22 protein-coding genes are annotated in these 19,751 nt (G+C 36.3%); 4 read left to right on the plus strand and 18 right to left on the minus strand.

Features of this window, described 5'->3' with window-relative positions:
- Nucleotides 1-57: 57 nt before the first annotated feature.
- The gene (locus RRV45_RS13335) at nucleotides 58-822 is read left to right on the plus strand and encodes a DUF4397 domain-containing protein (protein WP_315665181.1); all 765 of its coding nucleotides are present in this window, start codon (nucleotides 58-60) and stop codon (nucleotides 820-822) included.
- A gap of 57 nt (nucleotides 823-879) precedes the next feature.
- Here the strand turns inward: RRV45_RS13335 and RRV45_RS13340 are convergent, their stop codons facing one another.
- From RRV45_RS13340 to RRV45_RS13355, 4 genes are all read right to left on the minus strand, one after another.
- On the minus strand, nucleotides 880-1,461 hold the full coding sequence (locus tag RRV45_RS13340) for a YpmS family protein (protein ID WP_315665182.1): 582 nt from the start codon (nucleotides 1,459-1,461) through the stop codon (nucleotides 880-882).
- A gap of 2 nt (nucleotides 1,462-1,463) precedes the next feature.
- Entirely contained in the window at nucleotides 1,464-2,297 is an 834-nt protein-coding gene (locus tag RRV45_RS13345; RefSeq protein ID WP_315665183.1) for an SGNH/GDSL hydrolase family protein, read from the minus strand.
- Between the two features lie 121 nt (nucleotides 2,298-2,418).
- Nucleotides 2,419-3,000: an SCO family protein gene (locus RRV45_RS13350; protein ID WP_315665184.1), complete on the minus strand. Its 582-nt coding sequence runs from the start codon at nucleotides 2,998-3,000 to the stop codon at nucleotides 2,419-2,421.
- 109 nt (nucleotides 3,001-3,109) lie between these two features.
- Nucleotides 3,110-4,741, minus strand: a complete 1,632-nt coding sequence (locus RRV45_RS13355; RefSeq protein WP_315665185.1) for an ATP-binding protein — start codon at nucleotides 4,739-4,741, stop codon at nucleotides 3,110-3,112.
- Between the two features lie 222 nt (nucleotides 4,742-4,963).
- Here RRV45_RS13355 and RRV45_RS13360 point away from each other — a divergent pair, with 222 nt between their 5' ends.
- Nucleotides 4,964-5,473 carry a PCYCGC motif-containing (lipo)protein gene (locus RRV45_RS13360; protein WP_315665186.1) on the plus strand — a complete coding sequence of 170 codons (510 nt, stop codon included), beginning with the start codon at nucleotides 4,964-4,966 and terminating at the stop codon, nucleotides 5,471-5,473.
- Nucleotides 5,474-5,559: 86 nt separating this feature from the next.
- On the opposite strand, the gene RRV45_RS13365 is transcribed toward RRV45_RS13360, so the two are convergent.
- The 4 genes from RRV45_RS13365 to ilvA all read right to left on the minus strand — a co-directional run bounded on the left by RRV45_RS13365 (nucleotide 5,560) and on the right by ilvA (nucleotide 8,433).
- A complete protein-coding gene (locus RRV45_RS13365; protein WP_315665187.1) occupies nucleotides 5,560-5,814 on the minus strand; it encodes a DUF2535 family protein in 255 nt (84 codons plus the stop codon).
- A 138-nt stretch (nucleotides 5,815-5,952) separates the two neighbouring features.
- Nucleotides 5,953-6,711 (minus strand): twin-arginine translocase subunit TatC, encoded by a 759-nt coding sequence (gene tatC / locus RRV45_RS13370; protein ID WP_315665188.1) that lies wholly within the window; start codon nucleotides 6,709-6,711, stop codon nucleotides 5,953-5,955.
- 77 nt (nucleotides 6,712-6,788) lie between these two features.
- On the minus strand, nucleotides 6,789-6,986 hold the full coding sequence (tatA, locus tag RRV45_RS13375; protein ID WP_315665189.1) for a twin-arginine translocase TatA/TatE family subunit: 198 nt from the start codon (nucleotides 6,984-6,986) through the stop codon (nucleotides 6,789-6,791).
- Nucleotides 6,987-7,164: 178 nt separating this feature from the next.
- On the minus strand, nucleotides 7,165-8,433 hold the full coding sequence (gene ilvA, locus RRV45_RS13380; protein ID WP_315665190.1) for a threonine ammonia-lyase IlvA: 1,269 nt from the start codon (nucleotides 8,431-8,433) through the stop codon (nucleotides 7,165-7,167).
- A gap of 237 nt (nucleotides 8,434-8,670) precedes the next feature.
- Between ilvA and RRV45_RS13385 the strand changes: the two genes are divergently transcribed.
- On the plus strand, nucleotides 8,671-8,907 hold the full coding sequence (locus RRV45_RS13385; protein ID WP_315665191.1) for a hypothetical protein: 237 nt from the start codon (nucleotides 8,671-8,673) through the stop codon (nucleotides 8,905-8,907).
- Nucleotides 8,908-9,055: 148 nt separating this feature from the next.
- Here RRV45_RS13385 and RRV45_RS13390 read toward each other — a convergent pair whose 3' ends face one another.
- The 6 genes from RRV45_RS13390 to RRV45_RS13415 all read right to left on the minus strand — a co-directional run bounded on the left by RRV45_RS13390 (nucleotide 9,056) and on the right by RRV45_RS13415 (nucleotide 14,798).
- Nucleotides 9,056-9,574: a dihydrofolate reductase gene (locus RRV45_RS13390; RefSeq protein WP_315665192.1), complete on the minus strand. Its 519-nt coding sequence runs from the start codon at nucleotides 9,572-9,574 to the stop codon at nucleotides 9,056-9,058.
- Nucleotides 9,571-10,365 (minus strand): thymidylate synthase, encoded by a 795-nt coding sequence (locus tag RRV45_RS13395; RefSeq protein WP_315665193.1) that lies wholly within the window; start codon nucleotides 10,363-10,365, stop codon nucleotides 9,571-9,573. Before RRV45_RS13395 ends, RRV45_RS13390 begins: the two co-directional genes overlap by 4 nt.
- 63 nt (nucleotides 10,366-10,428) lie before the next feature.
- The gene (locus tag RRV45_RS13400) at nucleotides 10,429-11,133 is read right to left on the minus strand and encodes an anthrax toxin lethal factor-related metalloendopeptidase (RefSeq protein WP_315665194.1); all 705 of its coding nucleotides are present in this window, start codon (nucleotides 11,131-11,133) and stop codon (nucleotides 10,429-10,431) included.
- A gap of 197 nt (nucleotides 11,134-11,330) precedes the next feature.
- Complete coding sequence (locus RRV45_RS13405) at nucleotides 11,331-11,942, minus strand: TerD family protein (RefSeq protein ID WP_315665195.1); 612 nt, start codon at nucleotides 11,940-11,942, stop codon at nucleotides 11,331-11,333.
- A 101-nt stretch (nucleotides 11,943-12,043) separates the two neighbouring features.
- Nucleotides 12,044-13,147 carry a toxic anion resistance protein gene (locus RRV45_RS13410; RefSeq protein WP_410489383.1) on the minus strand — a complete coding sequence of 368 codons (1,104 nt, stop codon included), beginning with the start codon at nucleotides 13,145-13,147 and terminating at the stop codon, nucleotides 12,044-12,046.
- A gap of 13 nt (nucleotides 13,148-13,160) precedes the next feature.
- Nucleotides 13,161-14,798 carry a YceG family protein gene (locus RRV45_RS13415; protein WP_315665197.1) on the minus strand — a complete coding sequence of 546 codons (1,638 nt, stop codon included), beginning with the start codon at nucleotides 14,796-14,798 and terminating at the stop codon, nucleotides 13,161-13,163.
- Between the two features lie 223 nt (nucleotides 14,799-15,021).
- Between RRV45_RS13415 and RRV45_RS13420 the strand changes: the two genes are divergently transcribed.
- Complete coding sequence (locus RRV45_RS13420; RefSeq protein ID WP_315665198.1) at nucleotides 15,022-15,261, plus strand: hypothetical protein; 240 nt, start codon at nucleotides 15,022-15,024, stop codon at nucleotides 15,259-15,261.
- 1 nt (nucleotide 15,262) lies between these two features.
- On the opposite strand, the gene RRV45_RS13425 is transcribed toward RRV45_RS13420, so the two are convergent.
- Genes RRV45_RS13425 through RRV45_RS13440 form a run of 4 tightly spaced genes read right to left on the minus strand, consistent with a single transcriptional unit; the run spans nucleotide 15,263 to nucleotide 19,694 of the window.
- Nucleotides 15,263-16,066, minus strand: a complete 804-nt coding sequence (locus tag RRV45_RS13425) for an HAD family hydrolase (protein WP_315665199.1) — start codon at nucleotides 16,064-16,066, stop codon at nucleotides 15,263-15,265.
- A complete protein-coding gene (locus RRV45_RS13430; RefSeq protein ID WP_315665200.1) occupies nucleotides 16,066-17,181 on the minus strand; it encodes a cysteine protease StiP family protein in 1,116 nt (371 codons plus the stop codon). The genes RRV45_RS13425 and RRV45_RS13430 overlap by 1 nt, the downstream gene beginning before the upstream one ends.
- Complete coding sequence (locus tag RRV45_RS13435) at nucleotides 17,174-18,556, minus strand: phosphoribosyltransferase family protein (protein WP_315665201.1); 1,383 nt, start codon at nucleotides 18,554-18,556, stop codon at nucleotides 17,174-17,176. Before RRV45_RS13435 ends, RRV45_RS13430 begins: the two co-directional genes overlap by 8 nt.
- Nucleotides 18,483-19,694 (minus strand): HpcH/HpaI aldolase/citrate lyase family protein, encoded by a 1,212-nt coding sequence (locus RRV45_RS13440; protein ID WP_315665202.1) that lies wholly within the window; start codon nucleotides 19,692-19,694, stop codon nucleotides 18,483-18,485. Before RRV45_RS13440 ends, RRV45_RS13435 begins: the two co-directional genes overlap by 74 nt.
- Nucleotides 19,695-19,751: the final 57 nt, after the last annotated feature.

Below are 19,751 nucleotides of genomic sequence, written 5' to 3' on the forward strand. Positions count from 1 at the left end.
CTATGCCCATTTGCATATGTTATTGACGTAAACACCATCTAGATAGGAGCGAGGGGTATGTCCCGAAATCAAAATTATCATGATTTTTTACAAAAAGCTAGTAAATATGACCTGCTAGCAAATTACTATAAATATACAAATCCCGCCAGCCATATAGCCTATTATCAAAAACATTTGCAATATATAAATATGGCAGTTCAAATGATGCGCACTCATACAATGCCCAATCAACAAGATCAAATCAGTTCTGGAAGGGTGCGTTTTATACATGCTTCCACAGATGCCCCTAATGTAGATATATATATTGATGGCACAAGAATATTAAAAGATTTTTCTTATAAAGAGACGAGCAATTACCTTTCTTTGCCCCCTGGCAAACATCAAGTAGATATTTATCCAACAGGAAATATGGTATCGACTGTCCTAAGCCGAAAAGTAATAATTGAACAAGGAAAACATTATACCCTAATCCCAACTGGGCATGTAAAGAATCTGAAGTGGCTTGCCCTTGAGGATGACCCTCGTGTGCCTAGTGGTGAATCAAAGATTAGATTCATTAATCTTTCTCCTGATGCACCTGCCTTAGATATTGCTGTTAAGGGCAGAGATGTTATTTTTTCTAATTTATCCTTCCGTAAACATACAAGCTATCTTGGACTGTCCCCCATGACAGTGGACCTGGAAGCAAGAATTGCAGGGTCCTCCAATATTGCCCTGCCATTACCACAAATACAACTGAAGCCAAACAAAGCATACACCATCCTTATCGTTGGTTCCATTACGAGCGAGCAAGGGCTAGAAGTTGTTTTCATCAAAAATTAAAAAAGCATAATGCAAAGGTAGCCTGGCCTTTGCATTATACTTTTTGAACGATTTAAATTACTTGATCGGTACGAGCAGTGTGAATCGAATATCATCATTTTTCAAATCGAATTCATCAACCTTTACATGAATATCGCTTTTTAATTTCATTTTTTGTAATGAAACATAAATTCTTTCCTCGTTTGGCTGTATAGTAACCCAATTGGGTACTTTATATTTATCTCTCACAAACTTTAAAACATATGATACTGGCAATTGAAGCTGACCGACTGAAATTGATTTCTGCTGAAGAAGAATATCTCCATTATCTAATGCTATCGGTTCAAATGCTAGCTTCATTTGAATTTCTTGACTAAATACAGGGACAGTACCATATAACTCCACTTCTTTGTCTAAATTAATTCGGTAATCAATTGGTCCTGTTAAACCTTCTTTGTCTAGATAATGGTTAATTACCTGATTTAAGTCAGCCTTATCTGTTTGAATTCTAAATGGTACATGTTCATTTAAATCAATGTTTTGTGGTGAGTAATAATCATCTTCACCGGGGGTCTTGACAATCACTACTAACACCGCAATGACGATTATGTTGATCGCTAGTAAAAGGAAAAAGAGCTTTTTCCACTTCTGTTCCTTCAATTTCAATTCTCTCCAATCCCCACTGTGTAGAATCTCTCTGATAGCTTAGTTAATGCTTCCTCTTTCAATGTATCATAAACCCGGCCAGCAATAAGTTCATACCCTTTATCATTTGGGTGGAAAAAATCTGTAAAGAGCAAATCCTCCGCATTCTTTTGAAAAATATCATCAATTTCTACAAAAAACGTATTTGGATATTTTTCAAGGATTTCCTTGCTCGTAGAATTCCATTCATCAACAATCACATTAATTTCATTAATATTAGCAAACCAAGATATAAATGGATTATATAATCCAACTAAAACAACAAGGCTATTTGGATTATCCTCTCGAATTTTTACGAGCGAATCATCTAAATTATCTTTAAATATTTGTTTTTGTTTTTGAAAGGCCTTCAAATTTAAACTTGTAAAATTTTCACGGACGACCTTCATCATATCATTGCCGCCAATCGTTACAATGACTATATCTGCTTCGCCAATTGCAGACTTTATCTTACTTGAGTCAAGTCTCTTTAAGAGCTGATCTGAACGATTTCCTTTGACACCAAAATTATAAAAATAGGCATCAGCAATTCCCTTGTCATTTTCTAACTTTTCTTTTAAGTATGGAATATACCCACCTCTATTTGTACTATCCCCCACACCCTCAGTTAGTGAGTCTCCAGCAGAAACAATTGTGATGTCATGGGGAATAAAATCATCTTCCGGCATATTTTTTGCCGTTAGTACGGTTTGTTTTGATTTATTTAGTTTCCCAACTTCAGAAGAGGAAAGAATATTGCATGAAGCAAGAATGAGTATGCTTACAATGAAAAAGAGGAATTTAATCTTCATGTAATCACCCGCCTTTATTAAAACGTAGAAATCCTAGAGGTGGGGCACGTTATTTACCGTATAGGTTATTATAACACGTTGGTCTTTATTAATGACAAAAAAAATAGACCTATGGAAGGGTCTATTGTAATGTCTTGATATCATTAATAATTTCTTCAAAAGGGATGTCATCAAGACCAGAATATAATTTCATGATCTTGCCTTCTCCATTTACTAAATAAAAATAGGTCTGATGAATGACATTAGGGTCATTTTCAGGCTTTTTTACAAGAGTTTTAAAATTATCCATTGCAAATTTCTCAATTTCCTCTTGTTTATATCCAGTTAAAAAGTGCCAATTATTAAAATCTACATCAAAATGACCCGCATAGGCCGTTAAAACTTCTGGGCTATCGATTTCCGGATCTATACTGAATGAGACAAACTCAATATTCTCAATTTCCTCTTTCTTCGCTAAATCCTGTAATTTAGCCATATTAAAAGTCATTGGCAAGCAAACATCAGGACAGTTCGTGTAGATAAAATCAGCAACCCAAACCTTACCTTTTAAATCGGATAATCCAAGGGATTTATTATTTTGATCTGTAAAAGTAAAATCGGCAACTGGCCAGTTTTTTGCATCTTTTATTTCACTTTGGCCACAAGCTGAAAGTATTAAGACTGTTAAAATCGATAGGATGATTGTCATAAATCTAAATTTCATTTCTTTATCCGCTCCTCTATATATTCGAACCTATTCTAGCAGACAGAAACGAAAGAAGAAAGAAAAAACTATGGCAAACTTGTGACAGTACACTGATGTCAATTTATTTTTAAAGATATTCCACATTATCATCTGTTAATGGAACAAAAATCTTGAAGGTTGTTCCCTTTCCATTTTGACTTTGAACTTCAATCTTCCCTTTCATCCTTTCAATGATTTGGTAACACACCATTAATCCGATTCCAGTTCCTTTTTCCTTTAAGGAATAAAATGCCGTTCCCAACCGTTCTAATTCCTCTGCACTCATTCCAATTCCTGTATCACTTATTTCAAAAACTCCATACTTTTCATCTTTATAAACCGAAATACTTAGCGTACCCCCGACTTTCATTGCTTCTATCCCGTTTTTTAATATATTTATCAGTACTTGCTTTAGCTCACTGCTATTGCCTTGAATAATAACCCCTTCACTCAAATTAGGAACGACCATGATATTTTTTGACATCATGGCATATGAATTCATCAGGTCAAGCACCTTTGATGCTGTTTCACCTGCATCCACCTTTTCGGATTGTTCAATATCCGGCTTCGCCAAAGAAAGATAATCATTGATGATTGTTTCGGCACGTTTCATTTCTTCAATCATCAATCGAATATACATACGCTCTTCATCACTCATTTGGTCTTTTGCCAAAAAGATTTGCAGGAATCCTTTAACAACAGTCATTGGATTTCTAATTTCGTGGGCAACAGAGGCTGCCAGCTGTCCAATTGCGTTCATTTTTTCTGCTCTTTGAAGTTCTCGCAGAATTTTTGTTTTATGTAAGATTTGTTCCATTTCATCTATAGCTTCTTCAAATCTGTGCATGGAAACAGGATTTTTATGATTTGTCCCAAACTCCACAGATGTTGCGGATAAGCGATCAAAAAGCAAGGATAGCTTACTGGTCATATTATTAAATCGTTCGGCTAAAATGCCCAAATCAGCCTGATTTACGGACTTTAATTTCACATCGAAATTTCCATTACTCACTTCATTAAAGCCTACGATTATTTCATTAACCGGATACAATACTTTTTTCAAGCCTCTTTTAAGCATAAAATAACCACTTACTGTCATCAGAAGAAAAATAGCAATTATGTAGGCTGAAATCTTATTTCGGTTTTCCGTGACCAGTTCTGCATTTATATCAAAGCTGATAACGCCGACAACTTCACTGTCTTGTCCAAGAATCGGAACAAAGGCAGATATCCAAGGCCCATACTTATCCTCGTACATTTCAGTAGATATAATATTTTTTGTCGAAATAGCTTTCTTATAACCTTCTAAATACACCTTACCAGCTTCATAATTAGAAAATGGATGCAATCCGATCTTTTTATAGCTTTTGGAACTGACCAGAATAAAAATTTCATCTTCATTAGTAACATCTGTAGAAAGTAGGACGGCATTTGTATAAGGTGATTTCTCATTTACAAGTGTCAGCTTTTCAGTAATATTTTGAAATGCAGGATGTTCTGCATTTCTATCTTCATTTATCCTCTTAATATCTTTTGCATCGAATGTGGTACTCCATAATGATGACATTTCAACAACCCGATATTTCATCTGTTTTTCCATCTGGTTCGTTTGTAGGATTAAACTTATTCCAGCTGTAATAGAAACTAGAATTAAACTTATAAAAAACGAGAATAGAAAAACTTTTCTGGGCAAAGGTAAATTATTAATATGATCCTTCATAAATCAGTCCCCGAATCATTTATATTCTCAAACATTTAATCTTTTCGACAAAGATGAGCATAATTCCTTTAATGTCTAGTAAATGTTACAATATTTGCGTCTCACCTCCTATTATATATGACAAATTAATGAATCGTGGCTATCATTTTAAATTTATTAAATAAATTATGATATAGTTGAATTGATCATTTCCGATAAAACTATTAGAATTTAGGTGATTTGATGAGAATAAAATTATTTGCTTATTTCCTTACAGTTATCGGCATCCTTTCTCTATTATCGGCTTGTTCCTCCAAATTAGAAGAATCAGCCAATTCAAATAAGGATGAGGATATTCATACTTACCATGCAGAAAATGGAGACTTGCGCGAATTAACAAATTCTAATGAGGTGCTTCCGGATTTTCTAAATGAAAAGCCCGAGCAAATGCAGATCATATACGGGGCAGCAGCTCAGCACAAGAATCTGTTGGAAGCCATTCCATGTTATTGCGGATGCAGTGAATCAGGAGATCATAAAGATAATTACGATTGTTTCGTATATGAAAATAAACAATCGGGTGGCGTTGTTTGGGATGACCACGGAACACGCTGTGGCGTCTGCTTAGATACAGCTGCTGAAAGCATTATTCAATACAAAGATGGAAAATCCATTAAAGAGATTCGCCAATACATTGATAATAAGTACAAAGAAGGCTACGCAGAACCAACTCCAACCCCATTTCCAAGCTAATCACAACCTAAGCGAAATCAATCGCTTAGGTGTTTTTTTGCAAAATAAAAAGAGTACCAGCTGCTAAGCTGATACTCAAAATTAGTTCAAGCGTTATTCTTTAATTCAGGAGTCTTAAATAGCTCTTCATACACTGGCCATTTCAGAACTCTTTTTAAATACTCTCTAAAGGAGTGATTTTTCATAACTTTCTTGGAATCCTTATAAAGGAATGTCATGAAAGCTTGCAAACGGACTTGAATCATGAAGTAAAATGGGCTATTTCTCTCTAGTACAGGAATTTCCGTAATCTTAACCTTCTGTCCAACAGCATTTTTGAACTCTAGGCTTTTAAATAGCAAAATATCAATCCTCTTTTTTACCCGTTTGATTATATTATACATGAAATCGCTATCGAAAGGTGTCTAAATATGTGTATATAAAAATATTTTTTGTTAAATCTTTTACCTAACAAGCTTGTATAGTTCACTTCAATACAATTAGTTTTCATCTAAAGGCTCATAGTCATTCTGTTCTTCCCATTGCTGTTCCTTCTTTAATTTACGCTTATAGACGATTTTTGATAGGTTGATGCTAATTTCATATAAGAATAATAATGGAATGGCAACAAGGAAATCTGACATAAAGTCAGGCGGGGAAATGACAATTGCAATAACAATAAGAACAAAATATGCATATTTTCGAATTTTTGCAAGGGCATACGGGTTAAGTATTCCTAACGATGTCAAGAACATGACAACGACCGGCAATTCAAACAATACTCCAAATGGCATGGTCATATGCAAAATAAACCGGAAATACTTTTCCGCAGTGAAATTCGTTTCCAGCATCTGCCCGCCTAAATCAACCAGAAAGCCCAACACAGTCGGGAAAATAACAAAATAGCCGAAACAAAGACCAACGATAAATAAAATAAATAATGCAGGAATATATGAGAGTGAAATTTTTCTTTCTACTGGACTTAGAGCTGGTTTAACAAATAGCCATATTTGCACAGCTAAAACCGGGATTGTCGCTGCAATGGCAATAACAGATGCAATCATAAAGTAAACCCAGATAATATCACTTGGACCAAGTACAATAAGTTTCACATCAAGGTCGCGGACAACCCAATGATAAATTTCTTCCACATACATGAAACCTGCCACAAAGAAAACTAAGAAAGCTGCTATTGAAATAATAAGCCTTTTCCTTAATTCATCCAAATGCTCAACTAAGTTCAGTTCTTTATCTTCCATTTTCTTCTCCTGAAAATACTATATTTGGCATAACAGAAAAAAGATAAAAAAAAGGCAAGACATGAAATCTTGCCGCCTTATTTAATCGTTTTTTTCTTGTTGTCATCCTCTATTTCTTCCATCACGTCACTTGTTAAATCACGAGTAGACTTCTTAAATTCCCTAAGTGTTTGACCGAAAGCCCGGCCGATCTCAGGTAATTTTTTTGGACCAAATATTATTAATGCCAAGATAAGAATTAGAAATAATCCAGGAAATCCGATGTTTGATAGCATAAACATCCTCCTTAAAATTGCTTACTGATAAACCTTGATTTAATTATAGTGCTTTTAACCCCGCTTGTGGCGAAAGTTCAAGAAAGTTCATATTTAGTTCACAAAACTTATACCTTCCTGCCACTATAATAAGCTAATAAATCTGTTTATCCTTATCATTATAATATTGGATGTTATTTTAAACAAGCAAATGGAAGAGATTACTGTCTTTATTAATGTCCTGATAAGCAAAACCCTTTTTATTCAATCTTTGGATTAAACCAGGGTAATCCTCTTTATTCTTCAGCTCAATACCCACTAATGCCGGACCATTATCCTTATTATTCTTTTTTGTATATTCAAATCTCGTAATATCATCGTTTGGCCCGAGAACCTCATCGAGGAACTCTCGCAATGCACCAGCACGCTGTGGAAAGTTAACAATAAAGTAATATAAAAGCCCTTCATACAATAAGGATCTTTCCTTCATCTCCTGCATTCTGCCGAAATCATTATTTCCACCGCTAATAACACAAACGATATTCTTCCCTTTAATTTCTTCTTTATAAAAATCAAGTGAAGCAATTGGCAAAGCCCCTGCAGGTTCTGCAATAATTGCATGTTCATTATATAATTCTAGGATTGTCGTACATACCTTTCCTTCAGGCACGAGTAGAATATCATCAACAAGTTCTTCGCATATGTCAAAAGTTTTTTCTCCGACACCTTTGACTGCAGCTCCATCAACAAATTTATCAATATTTTCTAGTAGAGTTACAGATTTATACTTTACAGATTCGCTCATCGATGCTGCACCGGCAGGCTCAACACCAATCATTTTCGTTTTTGGTGAAATACTTTTAATGTAAGTACTTAACCCAGACATCAACCCGCCCCCGCCAATACTAGCGAAAACAAAATCAATCGGCTCCTCACAGTCATTCAATATTTCAACCGCCACGGTCCCTTGTCCTGCAATGACCCTTTCATCGTCAAATGGATGGATAAACGCCCGCTTCTCATCTTCTGCACATTTATTGGCCTCAGCATAGGAATCATCAAACGTATCACCAACTAATATAATATCAACAAAGCCGCGGCCAAACATTTCAACCTGGCTTACCTTTTGTCGTGGAGTCGTTGTTGGCATGAATATTTTCCCTTGAACACCTAAATGTCTGCATGCGTATGCTACACCTTGAGCATGATTGCCCGCACTTGCACACACAACGCCATTTCTTGTTTCATCTTCACTTAGTGACTTGACTGAATAGTAGGCACCTCTAAGCTTAAAGGATCGGATATGCTGTAGATCTTCCCTTTTCAAAAACACATTACACTCATATTTTTCAGAAAGAAGCTCATTTCTTTGCAACGGTGTATGGGCGACGATATCCTTCAGCTGTTGGTATGCAATCAGAATATCCTCCAGTTGCACCCATTTTTTCTTCAATACTTTCTGTTCCATATTGTCACCTTCACTTATTACGATTTAATTTTTCTATTATACCATTTGTATACCTGATTTCAACCTTATAAATTAAAAATTTTTATTTTTCCGATATTCATTGAATAGCAATCTAAGATTTCATCATATAATAAGCAAAGTTAAATTTTTCTAATTTTAAGATGAATTTACTCTGGCTATTAGCTGAAATGATCAAATGGGACGATTATTTTGTATGATTAAATGGGGGTGGGGCAAATGGAGTTTTCATTATGCAGTCTTGATTGTGCATTGCCAGTAGAAGTAACATTAGATGAGGATAACGGCCGGTACATGATCAGGAAAAGCGATTCGAGCGGGGAATTTTTCAATACTCCCCACGAGCTCATTCAATGGGTTAGAAGTAATTTCTCAGCTGATGAATTTTGTGACCCAATGGAATTTCATGCAATGGTCAAAAAGTTGACGGACTATTTAGTTAATCCTAATGGTTAATAAGAAAAGACTCCGCGCAGGAGTCTTTTCTATTTTCTATCATAAAGTGAAACTTCAATCAGTGGGGGTTTCCTATCATCCCCCATTGATTGATAGTTGAACCAATCGGGCCTTTACGGGCTGTTGATCCTCACTAAGAATTTTTGTTTTACTCAACTTCTTGAAGTGGGGTCTTACAGCCCGTTAATCTGCGATAAATTTCAAATTCGTAGTCGTATGGATTTTTCTCATCCTTGATGCCTTTTTCCTTTGTAATTAGCTCCCATTCTTCCATCTTCAGTTCTGGGAAAAACGTATCCCCTTCAAATTGTGCATGAATCCGGGTTATATAAAGACGATCTGCAACGGGAAGAAATACTTTAAATATTTCAGCACCGCCAATAACAAATATTTCATCTTCCTTCTCATTACTATATTGAATAAATTCCTCAACTGAGTGAAATATTGTAAACCCTTCTTTTGTGAAATCATGGTTACGTGTTATCACAATATTCTCTCTGCCGGGAAGAGGCTTCCCAATTGAATCCATGGTTTTTCTCCCCATTGCAATCGGATGTCCAATGGTTGTTCTTTTGAAAAACTTCAAGTCTTCAGGAAGATGCCATGGCAGCTGATTATTTTTGCCGATGACTTGATTCTCGTCCATTGCCCATATTAAAGAAATCATATACTTACCTCCCCCTTAATATGAGGATGGGCCTCATAATTGACTAATTCAAAATCCTCAAACTTAAATGAGAAAATATCCTTTACTTCAGGATTGATTTTCATTTTCGGCAACGCCATTGGCTCACGGGTAAGCTGGAGTTTCACTTGATCTAAATGATTTAAATAAATATGAGTATCCCCGAAGGTATGAATGAATTCTCCTGGCTCCAAGTCACAAACCTGTGCAATCATGAGGGTGAGAAGAGCATAGGAAGCGATATTAAATGGCACCCCTAAGAACACATCGGCTGATCTTTGGTAAAGCTGACAAGATAATTTCCCTTCAGCAACGTAAAATTGGAACATGCAATGGCACGGAGGAAGTGCCATCTTCTCAATATCTCCAACATTCCATGCATTCACAACCATCCGTCTAGAATCAGGATTTGTCTTTAGCAGATGGATTAATTCGCTGATCTGATCAATTGTATTTCCGTCTGCTCCTGTCCATGATCTCCATTGATGACCGTAAACAGGGCCTAAATTGCCTTCCTCATCTGCCCATTCATTCCAGATTCTAACACCGTTATCCTGGAGGTATTTAATATTTGTATCTCCTTGTAAAAACCAGAGCAACTCATAAATAATGGATCTTAAGTGCAGTTTTTTTGTTGTTATAACCGGGAACCCCTCCTGAAGATTAAAGCGCATTTGATAGCCAAATGTACTGATTGTGCCTGTTCCTGTTCTGTCCTCTTTTTTCACGCCATTTTCCAAGACATGCTGACAAAGCTCTAAATACTGTTTCATTTACATCCAACCTTTTCTATTCATACATGGTTAATATTCTATACCAAAACGGCTAACATTTCCTTAATTTAAATTTTTAATAAAATGATAGGTTTCCGGTGCTTTATTTTTTAATAGCATATTTGATTCGCTATTCAGATAAAAATAAGCAAAAGCCTCAGCAAAATACTCCTCAGGAAAGGTTAGAAAATAGTCTTGATTAGGAAATAATTTAGAACTTTCATGCTTCCAAACAGAAAGAAATTTTTGATTGTAACGGATCCCATTATAAACATATTTATCAATCGAATGGGCAATCTCATGCAGCTCTAAATTAATAGAACCATGCCCTTTTCCTTTTTCACTAAAACCTATTTTCACTAAAACGGTTTTGGATCCGCCGATTCCTGGAACATCATCCCATGTAGTTTGACTTTTGTATCCTCTCGGAATTATTCCCGATAAGTACTGTGCTGTAGGATTATCCGTTAATTTTCCAACAAACAGCTTCAGTTTAATATCTTCTCTAGCTATTTTTTCCAATAGGAAATATGGTAAGCGGTCAATCCTTTCGATGATCTCGGCTGCTTTCAGCTCATCAAATGGATCTATCGGAAGTATGATAATACTTCCTATTAAACTTGGAGATTGGAGATCAAGGGATTGGTGCAGAAGAGAATTGTAAGGATAATTCTTCAGTTGAATCCCCCCCATTGCAGCTTGTGAACTGCCCATTAATGAAAGGGTTAGAGTCATTAATATTGTCAAAGCCATCAATCTTTTCATCATAGACTCCCCTCCCCCGCAGTTCCAATGAAAAACTTAATAAAGTAAAGAATTATGAAATAATAATTAAATTATAACATATGAAAAAATAGCTTTATATAATCGAAGTCTAGCAAAAACTTGGAAACTCTGTTTCAAAGAGGGGCTAAACGTGAAAAAGCCCTGACAAATTTGCCAGAGCTCGACTAATTACTATTGACTTAACTGTAGGAACGAACAACATCTGCTAAGCCTGGTGAAGAAGTGCCAGTCCCAACTGCAGCAAATTTCCAATCTGCACCGTGGCGGTAAATTTCGCCTACAACTAAACAAGTTTTTCCGCTGTAATTATCTGTCAAATTGTAATGAATCATTTCTTGGTTGTTTGCAGAATTCACAATACGAATAAATGCGTTTTGGATCATTCCAAAATGCTGTTTACGTTTTACACAGTCATAAATATTAACAACGAATACAAGCTTTTGAACTTGTGCTGGAACACGGCTTAAATCGATTAAGATTTGCTCATCGTCTCCATCACCGTCACCCGTCAAGTTATCACCTGTATGCTGAATACTTCCGTCTTTGCTTTTTAAATTTCCAAAGTAAATGACGTCACTGTTATTTCTGATTTTATCATTTTCATCTAACATGATTACGGACGCATCACAGTCGATATTAGCTCCACCGCCGCCTCCGAATAGTGAACCTAATAATCCACCGCCGCCGCGACTCTGTACTGGGTCCCAGCCAAGTCCTACTAAAATTTTTGATAATCCTGGATTTCCTTTTGTTAAATCAACTCGTTGACCTTTTTGTAAATTAATAGCCATATTTTCACCTCATTAGTTTTTTGATCCTTTAATAGATCTTTACCATTACTTTTTTATTTTAGCTTTTTCATACTGCACATGTTAAGGGAATTGCTTATCGATTAGCTTCCTTGGTGCTTAATTTTTTTAAAATTATCTTGAAGCTGTTCTAATCTTCTTGTTCCTTCTTCACGCATACGTTTGTTTTCTTCTTCGATCGCCTTTGTTTCCTGCATTCCTTTAATAATAATATTCCATGATTCCTCTATCGTTTCAATCTTAATGCTTGGTGCCCCAGCAAGTCTAGCAATATCTGCGCTTTGCGAGGAAATATTTTGGGCATTGCGAAGGAGCATCTCATTTGTTCTTCTATCAAGCTCATTCATAGAATCTGCTACTAGCTTTTGCCGTTTAGCAGCGACTGCTTGAATTAAACCGTTTTTAAAGATTGGAATCGTTGTAACAAAAGCAGAGTTAATCTTCCCGATAAGCTTTGTATTTCCTCTTTGTAATAAACGAATTTGAGGTGCTGTTTGGAGTGACACCATTTTTGCCATCTCCAAGTCGTACACTCTTTGTTCCATTAAATCAATGGCATTTCTTAATGTATCTAGCTGCATGGAAGCCATTTGATCTCCAGCTGCTGTTCTAGCTTCCAGCTGAGGAAGCTGATTCGCTTTAAGATCGTCAATCTTCATTTGTCCTGCTACAGCGTATTTTTCCAGTGTTAAGTAGTATTGATAGTTTTGCTCGTACATTTGATCAAGCATTGTAGTAGAGTCAACCATTTCACCTTGATATTTTGATATTTCTACATATACTTTATCTATTTCTTGGCCCATCGTCTGGTATTTGCCAAAGAGCTTATCAATAAGCTTTTCGCCCTTTTTGAAGAGCTTTCCAAACAAACCGCCGGATGTCTTTTCAAAGTCTTTCTTATCAAACTTATCCATGATTCTGCCGAGTTGCTTTAATAATTCCCCAGAATCCTCAACTTTTGTTGATCTCATATTACTTAATATTTGATCGGAGAAGCGTGAAATTTGAGTAGCTGGCTCCTTCCCAAATTCAAGAATTTGGATTTGATCTCTCTCATCAATTGAACGCGCTAAATTTTGGACTTCAGGATCATTTCTAAGAGCTAATTTGATTTCCGATGCAGATGCTTCTGTAAGCTTATCCTCTTGAGTTTTATTTAAAGTAAGGTCTAAATTTGTCTGCTGCATTTGATTCATAACCTCAGTCTCCCCTTAAATTTTTTAATATTCCTTTTACTTTTTTTAATATGGAAGGTTCTTTAAATTCCTGTTCAAATACAACATCCTCCAGCCAATGCACATCATATAAACCGTCCTCTATAAAGTTTTCTAGATCATTATGTCCTGGCGGATTATATAATACAATGTCAATGCCAAATTGATTTAACAGCAATAATAATGCTGCATCTGTCCTTGTCATTGTACCATTTAGTTCATTGTTATAGAGAATGAGCTTTGGTACATCCTGTGAATAGTCAAATTTTTGCAGCAGCTGTAAAACACTAGCTGGAATCTGCATGCCTTGTGTAAACAAGTAGGTTTTCAATTCCTCCATACCTTCGTGATGGATTGGTTTAATATATGGTCGATAACATATATTTCGAATCGCTGTCGCTATACCATTTTGTAATCCGGTTGGCAAGTGCTGGTATTTCCAGTAGTGGGCCGTCACCATTTTATGAGTATCAAGCAATCCATCATTACCGAGGGCATTGCGATAGTGAAACCGAAAATCATTATTCACATTATTTGTAAATGGGAATCTTCTAATTAAAAGACTATGATCGTACTCTGAAATGGATTGTAAGCGGTCCCAATACTCTTTCCGATTTTTGCTTACACCTTGTACCTTGGCAAAAATGGAGGGAATTTTGACTTGTCCGTTTTTCACTTCAAAGTTTGGTCGTACCATTGCCTTTTCTTTAATTAAGATAAAGAGCTCATCATAGGTTGTTTTAAGCGTGACAGATAGAGGCGTGTAGTCCCTGAGCTGCCAAGGCTTATAAAGACCTGATCCTTCATGGTTTAATATGGATTCAATCTCTCTTGATGCCCGGTAGGCAACGGTAGCTGAGCGTCTGCTCTTTTCAGTTGGAAACCGCTCGGGTTGCTTCCGCTCAGGATAGCTGTGAACAAAGGTTCCTTCTTGCCCCTCATTCCAGCCGGCTAGCCAATCACTCCCTGATGGCGAGAAAGAAACTAGATCACATCCTAAATTCATTAAATAATAAAGGAAGTATTTATGGCTCTTATTTGTTTCCCCGTACCATAAAAATTTCGGCATCGCTTTTTCCAGTTCGATATTATTCCAAATCTGGCCGAGATGGTTAAAAGACCATTTAATTACATCGACTAGCACTCTTCTCAATTCTTGACTGTTTAACCCTTCTGGCTCCTCTGTTGAAAACAGCTGCAATACCGAAATCATTGCTTCCCTTGTTTTCCGGTGAAGAGAAGGGATATTGGATTTTAATAATAGCAGTTCGCCGTCAAGGAATGCCACAAATCGGTTAATAGATAACTTTTGATCCCTGTTAATATTTAACACCTTTTGGATGGCTTGAAAGTGATGATTATCGATTGATTTATCAAGCGCCTCTTCACTAATTAGAATGAGGTCTGCTTTCTCTGTATGAATTAAATCATAAAGACGATTATAATACTCATCTTCATCCAAAGGAACACCTAAAAAGCGGACAACAACCTGTCCAAAATGAATGGTACCATCCTCAATAGAAAATTGCGGCCTTTCCCTCAGCAGCTTTTTCAAAGTACTAAACCAGTTATCATTTGATACCGGCAATAAATGTGTTTTTATTTGATTATATGAATGATTCATTTTATTTTCCCTTCCCTTTGCAAGCGAAAGATGGTAATGGCATGTATTAATTTATGCATATGTAAAGTTATTACCATCATATCACACCTGAAGAAGTTTTCTAAAACGATTCCATTAATATTGCAAAAAAACTTCCAATGAAATGCTTCTTATTTTCAATCTTTCACCTTCTTTCTTGTCCCAGCATAATGTTAAGTACGTTGAATTATAGAAGGTGATTAAAATGAGGTTCCTTTTTAGAAAGGCGAAATACCATTTACAAGAATCAGATTTGCAGTCTGTCGAAGCAATTCTAGGTTCAGGCTACTTTATATTAGTAGATTTGTTTTTTTGGTCTTTACTGATTACTTTTTTGACGATGTCTTTGCATTTCTCATTTTTATGGGGTTCTATCATTTTTGTTGCTTCATACCTGTTTGGAGGCGGCCTATTCTTTATTTTAAGAAAGTGGCTTGGGGAATAGCCTATAATGGTTTATTTGTTACAGTCTTGAATATTTCAGCTAGAATTTCTTCCCCTGCCATTACTCCTCTTGTATTAGTTAAAGTATAATGATAGTCTTCATTAAACTCATTGGCCAATTCCCCATGTGATGGAACAAATGGAAAATCACAATCTTTTAAGAAATCATGATCAAGCAGAGAATCACCAGCCCCGTAAACGGTTGATATTCCCTCACGCTCTTTTATAAACCTAACAGCCTCTCCTTTGCTAATTGGGTTTGGCATAAAATATAGCTTCCTTCCCTGCAGTGAAACTCTCCAGCCAAATTCAGTCGCTTTTGATTTAACTATCATGATTTCTTCCTTGCTCAAGTTCACATCAAGAATATAGTATAAGAATAAGCCTTCTGCCCTTTTTATTGTCCCTGGTATTTTTAATTCCCTTAATTCCGCTTCCATTCCATCGATCGGATTGCATTCAGACCTTAGACGCTCATGAATTAATCCTTGCCATTCGATTAGGGAGTTCCCCTTATAAGTGATATTGGCACCATTTGACGTTATTGCATATGTTAATGGAATGTAGTTCGAAAATATGAAGATTCGTTTAAATTGCTCCCATGTTCTAGTCGTTACGGGTACAAACAGCATATGGTCTGCAATTTGGCAAAGAGCTTCTGCAGACCGTCTTGTCATAAACGCAACTTCCCGATCCGCTTTTTTCTCCACTCCGATTAGATCATTTACTCCTGTTTGTTTAAAGTCTGCCAGAGCCCGCTCTGAATAGATGAGTGTACGATCTAAATCTGACGCAAACATTTTCATTATTTCTTTCCTACCTTTTTAATAAGTCCACAGCATGTATAGCTCATATTTGGATAATGAATAACTTCCACATTTCTTTCTTTAGCGAGCATTAATATATGTCTGACATATGGACTTTCCATGTCCTTCATGAGAATTTTCCACGGTACTCTTCTTAATAAAACCCTAGTCGTTTCTCCAACACCTGGCTTAATATAATTCGTATTTTCGATATTATATTCCCCTTTTATTTTTTGCACATCTTGCATACCTTGAAACGTTGCCTCTTCATGGTACTGGAGCAGGTATGCCGCAGATTTAGCTGCCTCCTCAAAAATAGCAGGAAATTCATTAGTAATTACATCTAAATACTCATTGGAAACATCAGATTCGGCTAAATTGTGATAATATTTTGCCCCATGAAAATCATCGGGACCTATAAGTTCTTTATTTAGTACAGTGCGGCTTACTAATCCAGAAACCGTTGAGTTTAAACAAGCACTAGGAATTAAGAAATCCTCCCTAGTTCCATAAAGAGTCGTACAATGCCCAGGATCTGCAAGTACAGCGAGGCTATCATCAAGCACAATACCATATTTCTCTGAAATTTCCTTACAAGCCTTTGTTAATTCAATTGAAATTGCGCCTTTGCCTGTCCATCCATCAATAAATTGAATTGTTTTTCCCGGGTGTTTCTCTAAAATAAATGAAATTGCATTTTCGTCCAACCCTTTATCACGAATTATTGAGACACTGTAATGAGGTAAATCCGCATGGTATTTTTCCTTAATATAGCGTTTGATTAAGATTCCGATCGGAGTTCCGGCCCGTGCTAATGAAACTAGAACGGTATTTTCACCCTTTAGTCCGTAAATTTGTTCGGCAACAATCCCCGTGCATAAAGCCACTTTTTGCTTATATTCAATCAATGTTTCGCGAAACAATTCCATATAATTAGCTGGCGGCTGATATTCGATCGGCAAAGTTTCACTATAATGCTGCCCTAACTGAATCTGCTTTTCTCGATTATCAATTGAACCCTCCAACTGAAAATGGCTTAAATCTTTCAAAAGAAAAATCACGTCATTTTCAGCATATGATCCAAATTTCGTTATATTATTTATTGAACTATTCATCTCGTAAACCTCCATTAAAGAATACTATTTTTATGTCTTTAATGTTTGTCTTTTTCAATTCATTAAGGAATGGCTGCAGTTCTTCCTCCGATACCGCTCTTTCAAAAAATACAAACAGATCATCGTATTCATTTGGGGGGATATTATAAACAAATTGGTCGACTTTCCAATCATCTGGATTAGGGAATGATAGACCAAATAAGGCTCCATATGATTCCCGATTCTCGACGTAAATAGGGCTTCTAGTAGTAGACTGGTAGCTGACTCCTTTTCCCATATACGATGCGATCTTCATCGGCATATACATAAATTCGCCTGTTCCAAGGCAAAGAGTCCTTTCCCCTGATCTATATGTCTTTAAGTAATTTCCCACTTCCTCCATCGATTGTTTCCATTCATTATTAGCCGCGGAATTTAATCCAAATCTGCCAGTTTCTTTTACATAAGGAATACTCTTTGTTGTTCCTTCTAATGAAAGGGATGGATAATGGACAGCGGTTGTATGTTCCGGGAAGACATCATGAAGCGTAATCTTTTCTACAGTTTGGACAACGGATGTGACACTTGGTGGTGAAGGTATTGGACTTTCAATATCCGGGGAACCAATTGCCTTCATGAACCCCTTTAGCAAACTTACTGATTGAATCGTAATATTAAGCTCTTCTTCAAGCTCTTTGTATAAAAGCTGGTCCCCCTCCGAACGCCAATCCAAAATGGACACCACTGTATACTTATTTCGTGGAAACTGTTTTTGAATGGAGCGAATAATATTTATCGCCGTCTTTCCCGTTGTCATTTCATCATCAACTAAAATAATCTCACGCTGATTATTTAATAGGGATTCATTGACATAACACCGGTGAGAGGTGGCATGGGAATGCTCCTCCTCAAAGGTTATCACTGGTTCTATTCCAACTAGCTTTTCTCTCGTTGTATGGAAGAAATCTGCCTTATTAAAAAATTGATAAAAGGCATGTCCGAGTGCTGTTGCCGTCTCTGCAAAACCGATAATGACTGGATTTATTTGTTCATCAACAAAAGGCTGTTCGGTAAAGCTATCAGCACCATTATGAAACAAGGATATTAGCTTTTCCGTTAATCTTGCTCTTTCACTACAAACCGTCTCTAAATAACGATTTGCCAGCAAAGCACCTGTTAATATTCCCATCCTAGGTTCAATAGGGATATGCTTTCCTAAAACCCTGCTTACAAATAAAAATGATCTCTTTTTATTAATTCGTGCAGCCATGGTAAATAATTGGTCGATAGGAAGCCCGTATGGATTTTCTGTAATTTCAATTTCAACTTTTAACTGGTTGAGGATTGGAAGCGTACATTTCGTTGGTGAGCAAGTCAATGTATGTGTATTCTTCATTTAGCACCCCGTAAACTTCAGATTTTAATAGAATTTTTTGTGCCCAATAATAATGAGGCTTGATTTCATTCATTTTATTGGAGAATTCACTTTTCATGACGCCGATTTTTCCATTAGACTTATCAATAATACTTTTGGCATCCAGATATTCCTCAAAAGATACCGTATTTAAAGCTTGTACAGGCCTTATATGAGTAGGGTGAATGATCGTCTTTCCGGTTAAACCATTTGTAATATCCATCATTATTTCCCTAATCAGCCCGTCCATATGTTTATCAATTAATTCTGACCGGAAATGAATTCCCTCCTGACCAAATCTTTCGCGAAAAGGCGTCTGTCTAAGCTGCGGTTTTAGCATTCTTTCCTTAGAGGAAAAATACTCCCAAACAGGACCGGAAATAACATATGGATGATCGGAACGTAAGAACATATTAACGATATCAGAGATACAATCGCGAATAACCGCAATATCATATACAGTCGTATCCGAATTTCTGCGGATGCCATATAATCCGCAAAAATCTGTTGCCCCGATTCGAATGTTAAGAATGAGATCTTCATATTGGTCAACTAAATTTTTTATAGCCATTAACTCATCTAGTCGTGTTTCCTTTTCAATGACCTTTTTTGTCTCTAATATGGGAAGTGCAAAAAGTCTAAAACCCTCATTATTTAGTGTTCTAATTTCCTCTAAAACTAGCGAATCTTTATCAGGAGAAAATTTTGGAATGACAATGCCTGTTAATAAGTCGAGACCTTTTTGGATCCGGTTTTTTAGTCGCTTTAGCTGATCATAATTCCTTATGCGAATAAACATTAATGGAAGGTCTTCCTCCATTAAGAGACCATTCTCAATATCTTCCTTTAAATTTTTTAGTTCCTGTACGAGCATGAATTCAGCTATCTCAACTTCCTCATCACCAATTGCATCCTCCAGGCATATCACCATGGATGTAAGCCCGGAATGTTTTTTTGACAGCAAATCCTGATGAATATTCGGTCGGGTTGCAGGCATATATAGCGTGGCCCCAAGCGCGTAAGATAAGATTTCTTTCCCGGAATTTTTCGAGAACTCCTGCGGCTTTTTATAGAAAATTTCATCGCAATTAACATCACTTAGGTTTGAAAATAATCTCATCCTGTTTACTCCGTTTCCAATAAATTAACAAAAATAAAATAGGTAAAAAGAAAGGGA

Source organism: Bacillus sp. DTU_2020_1000418_1_SI_GHA_SEK_038 (genome assembly GCF_032341175.1).
GTDB lineage: Bacteria > Bacillota > Bacilli > Bacillales > Cytobacillaceae > Cytobacillus.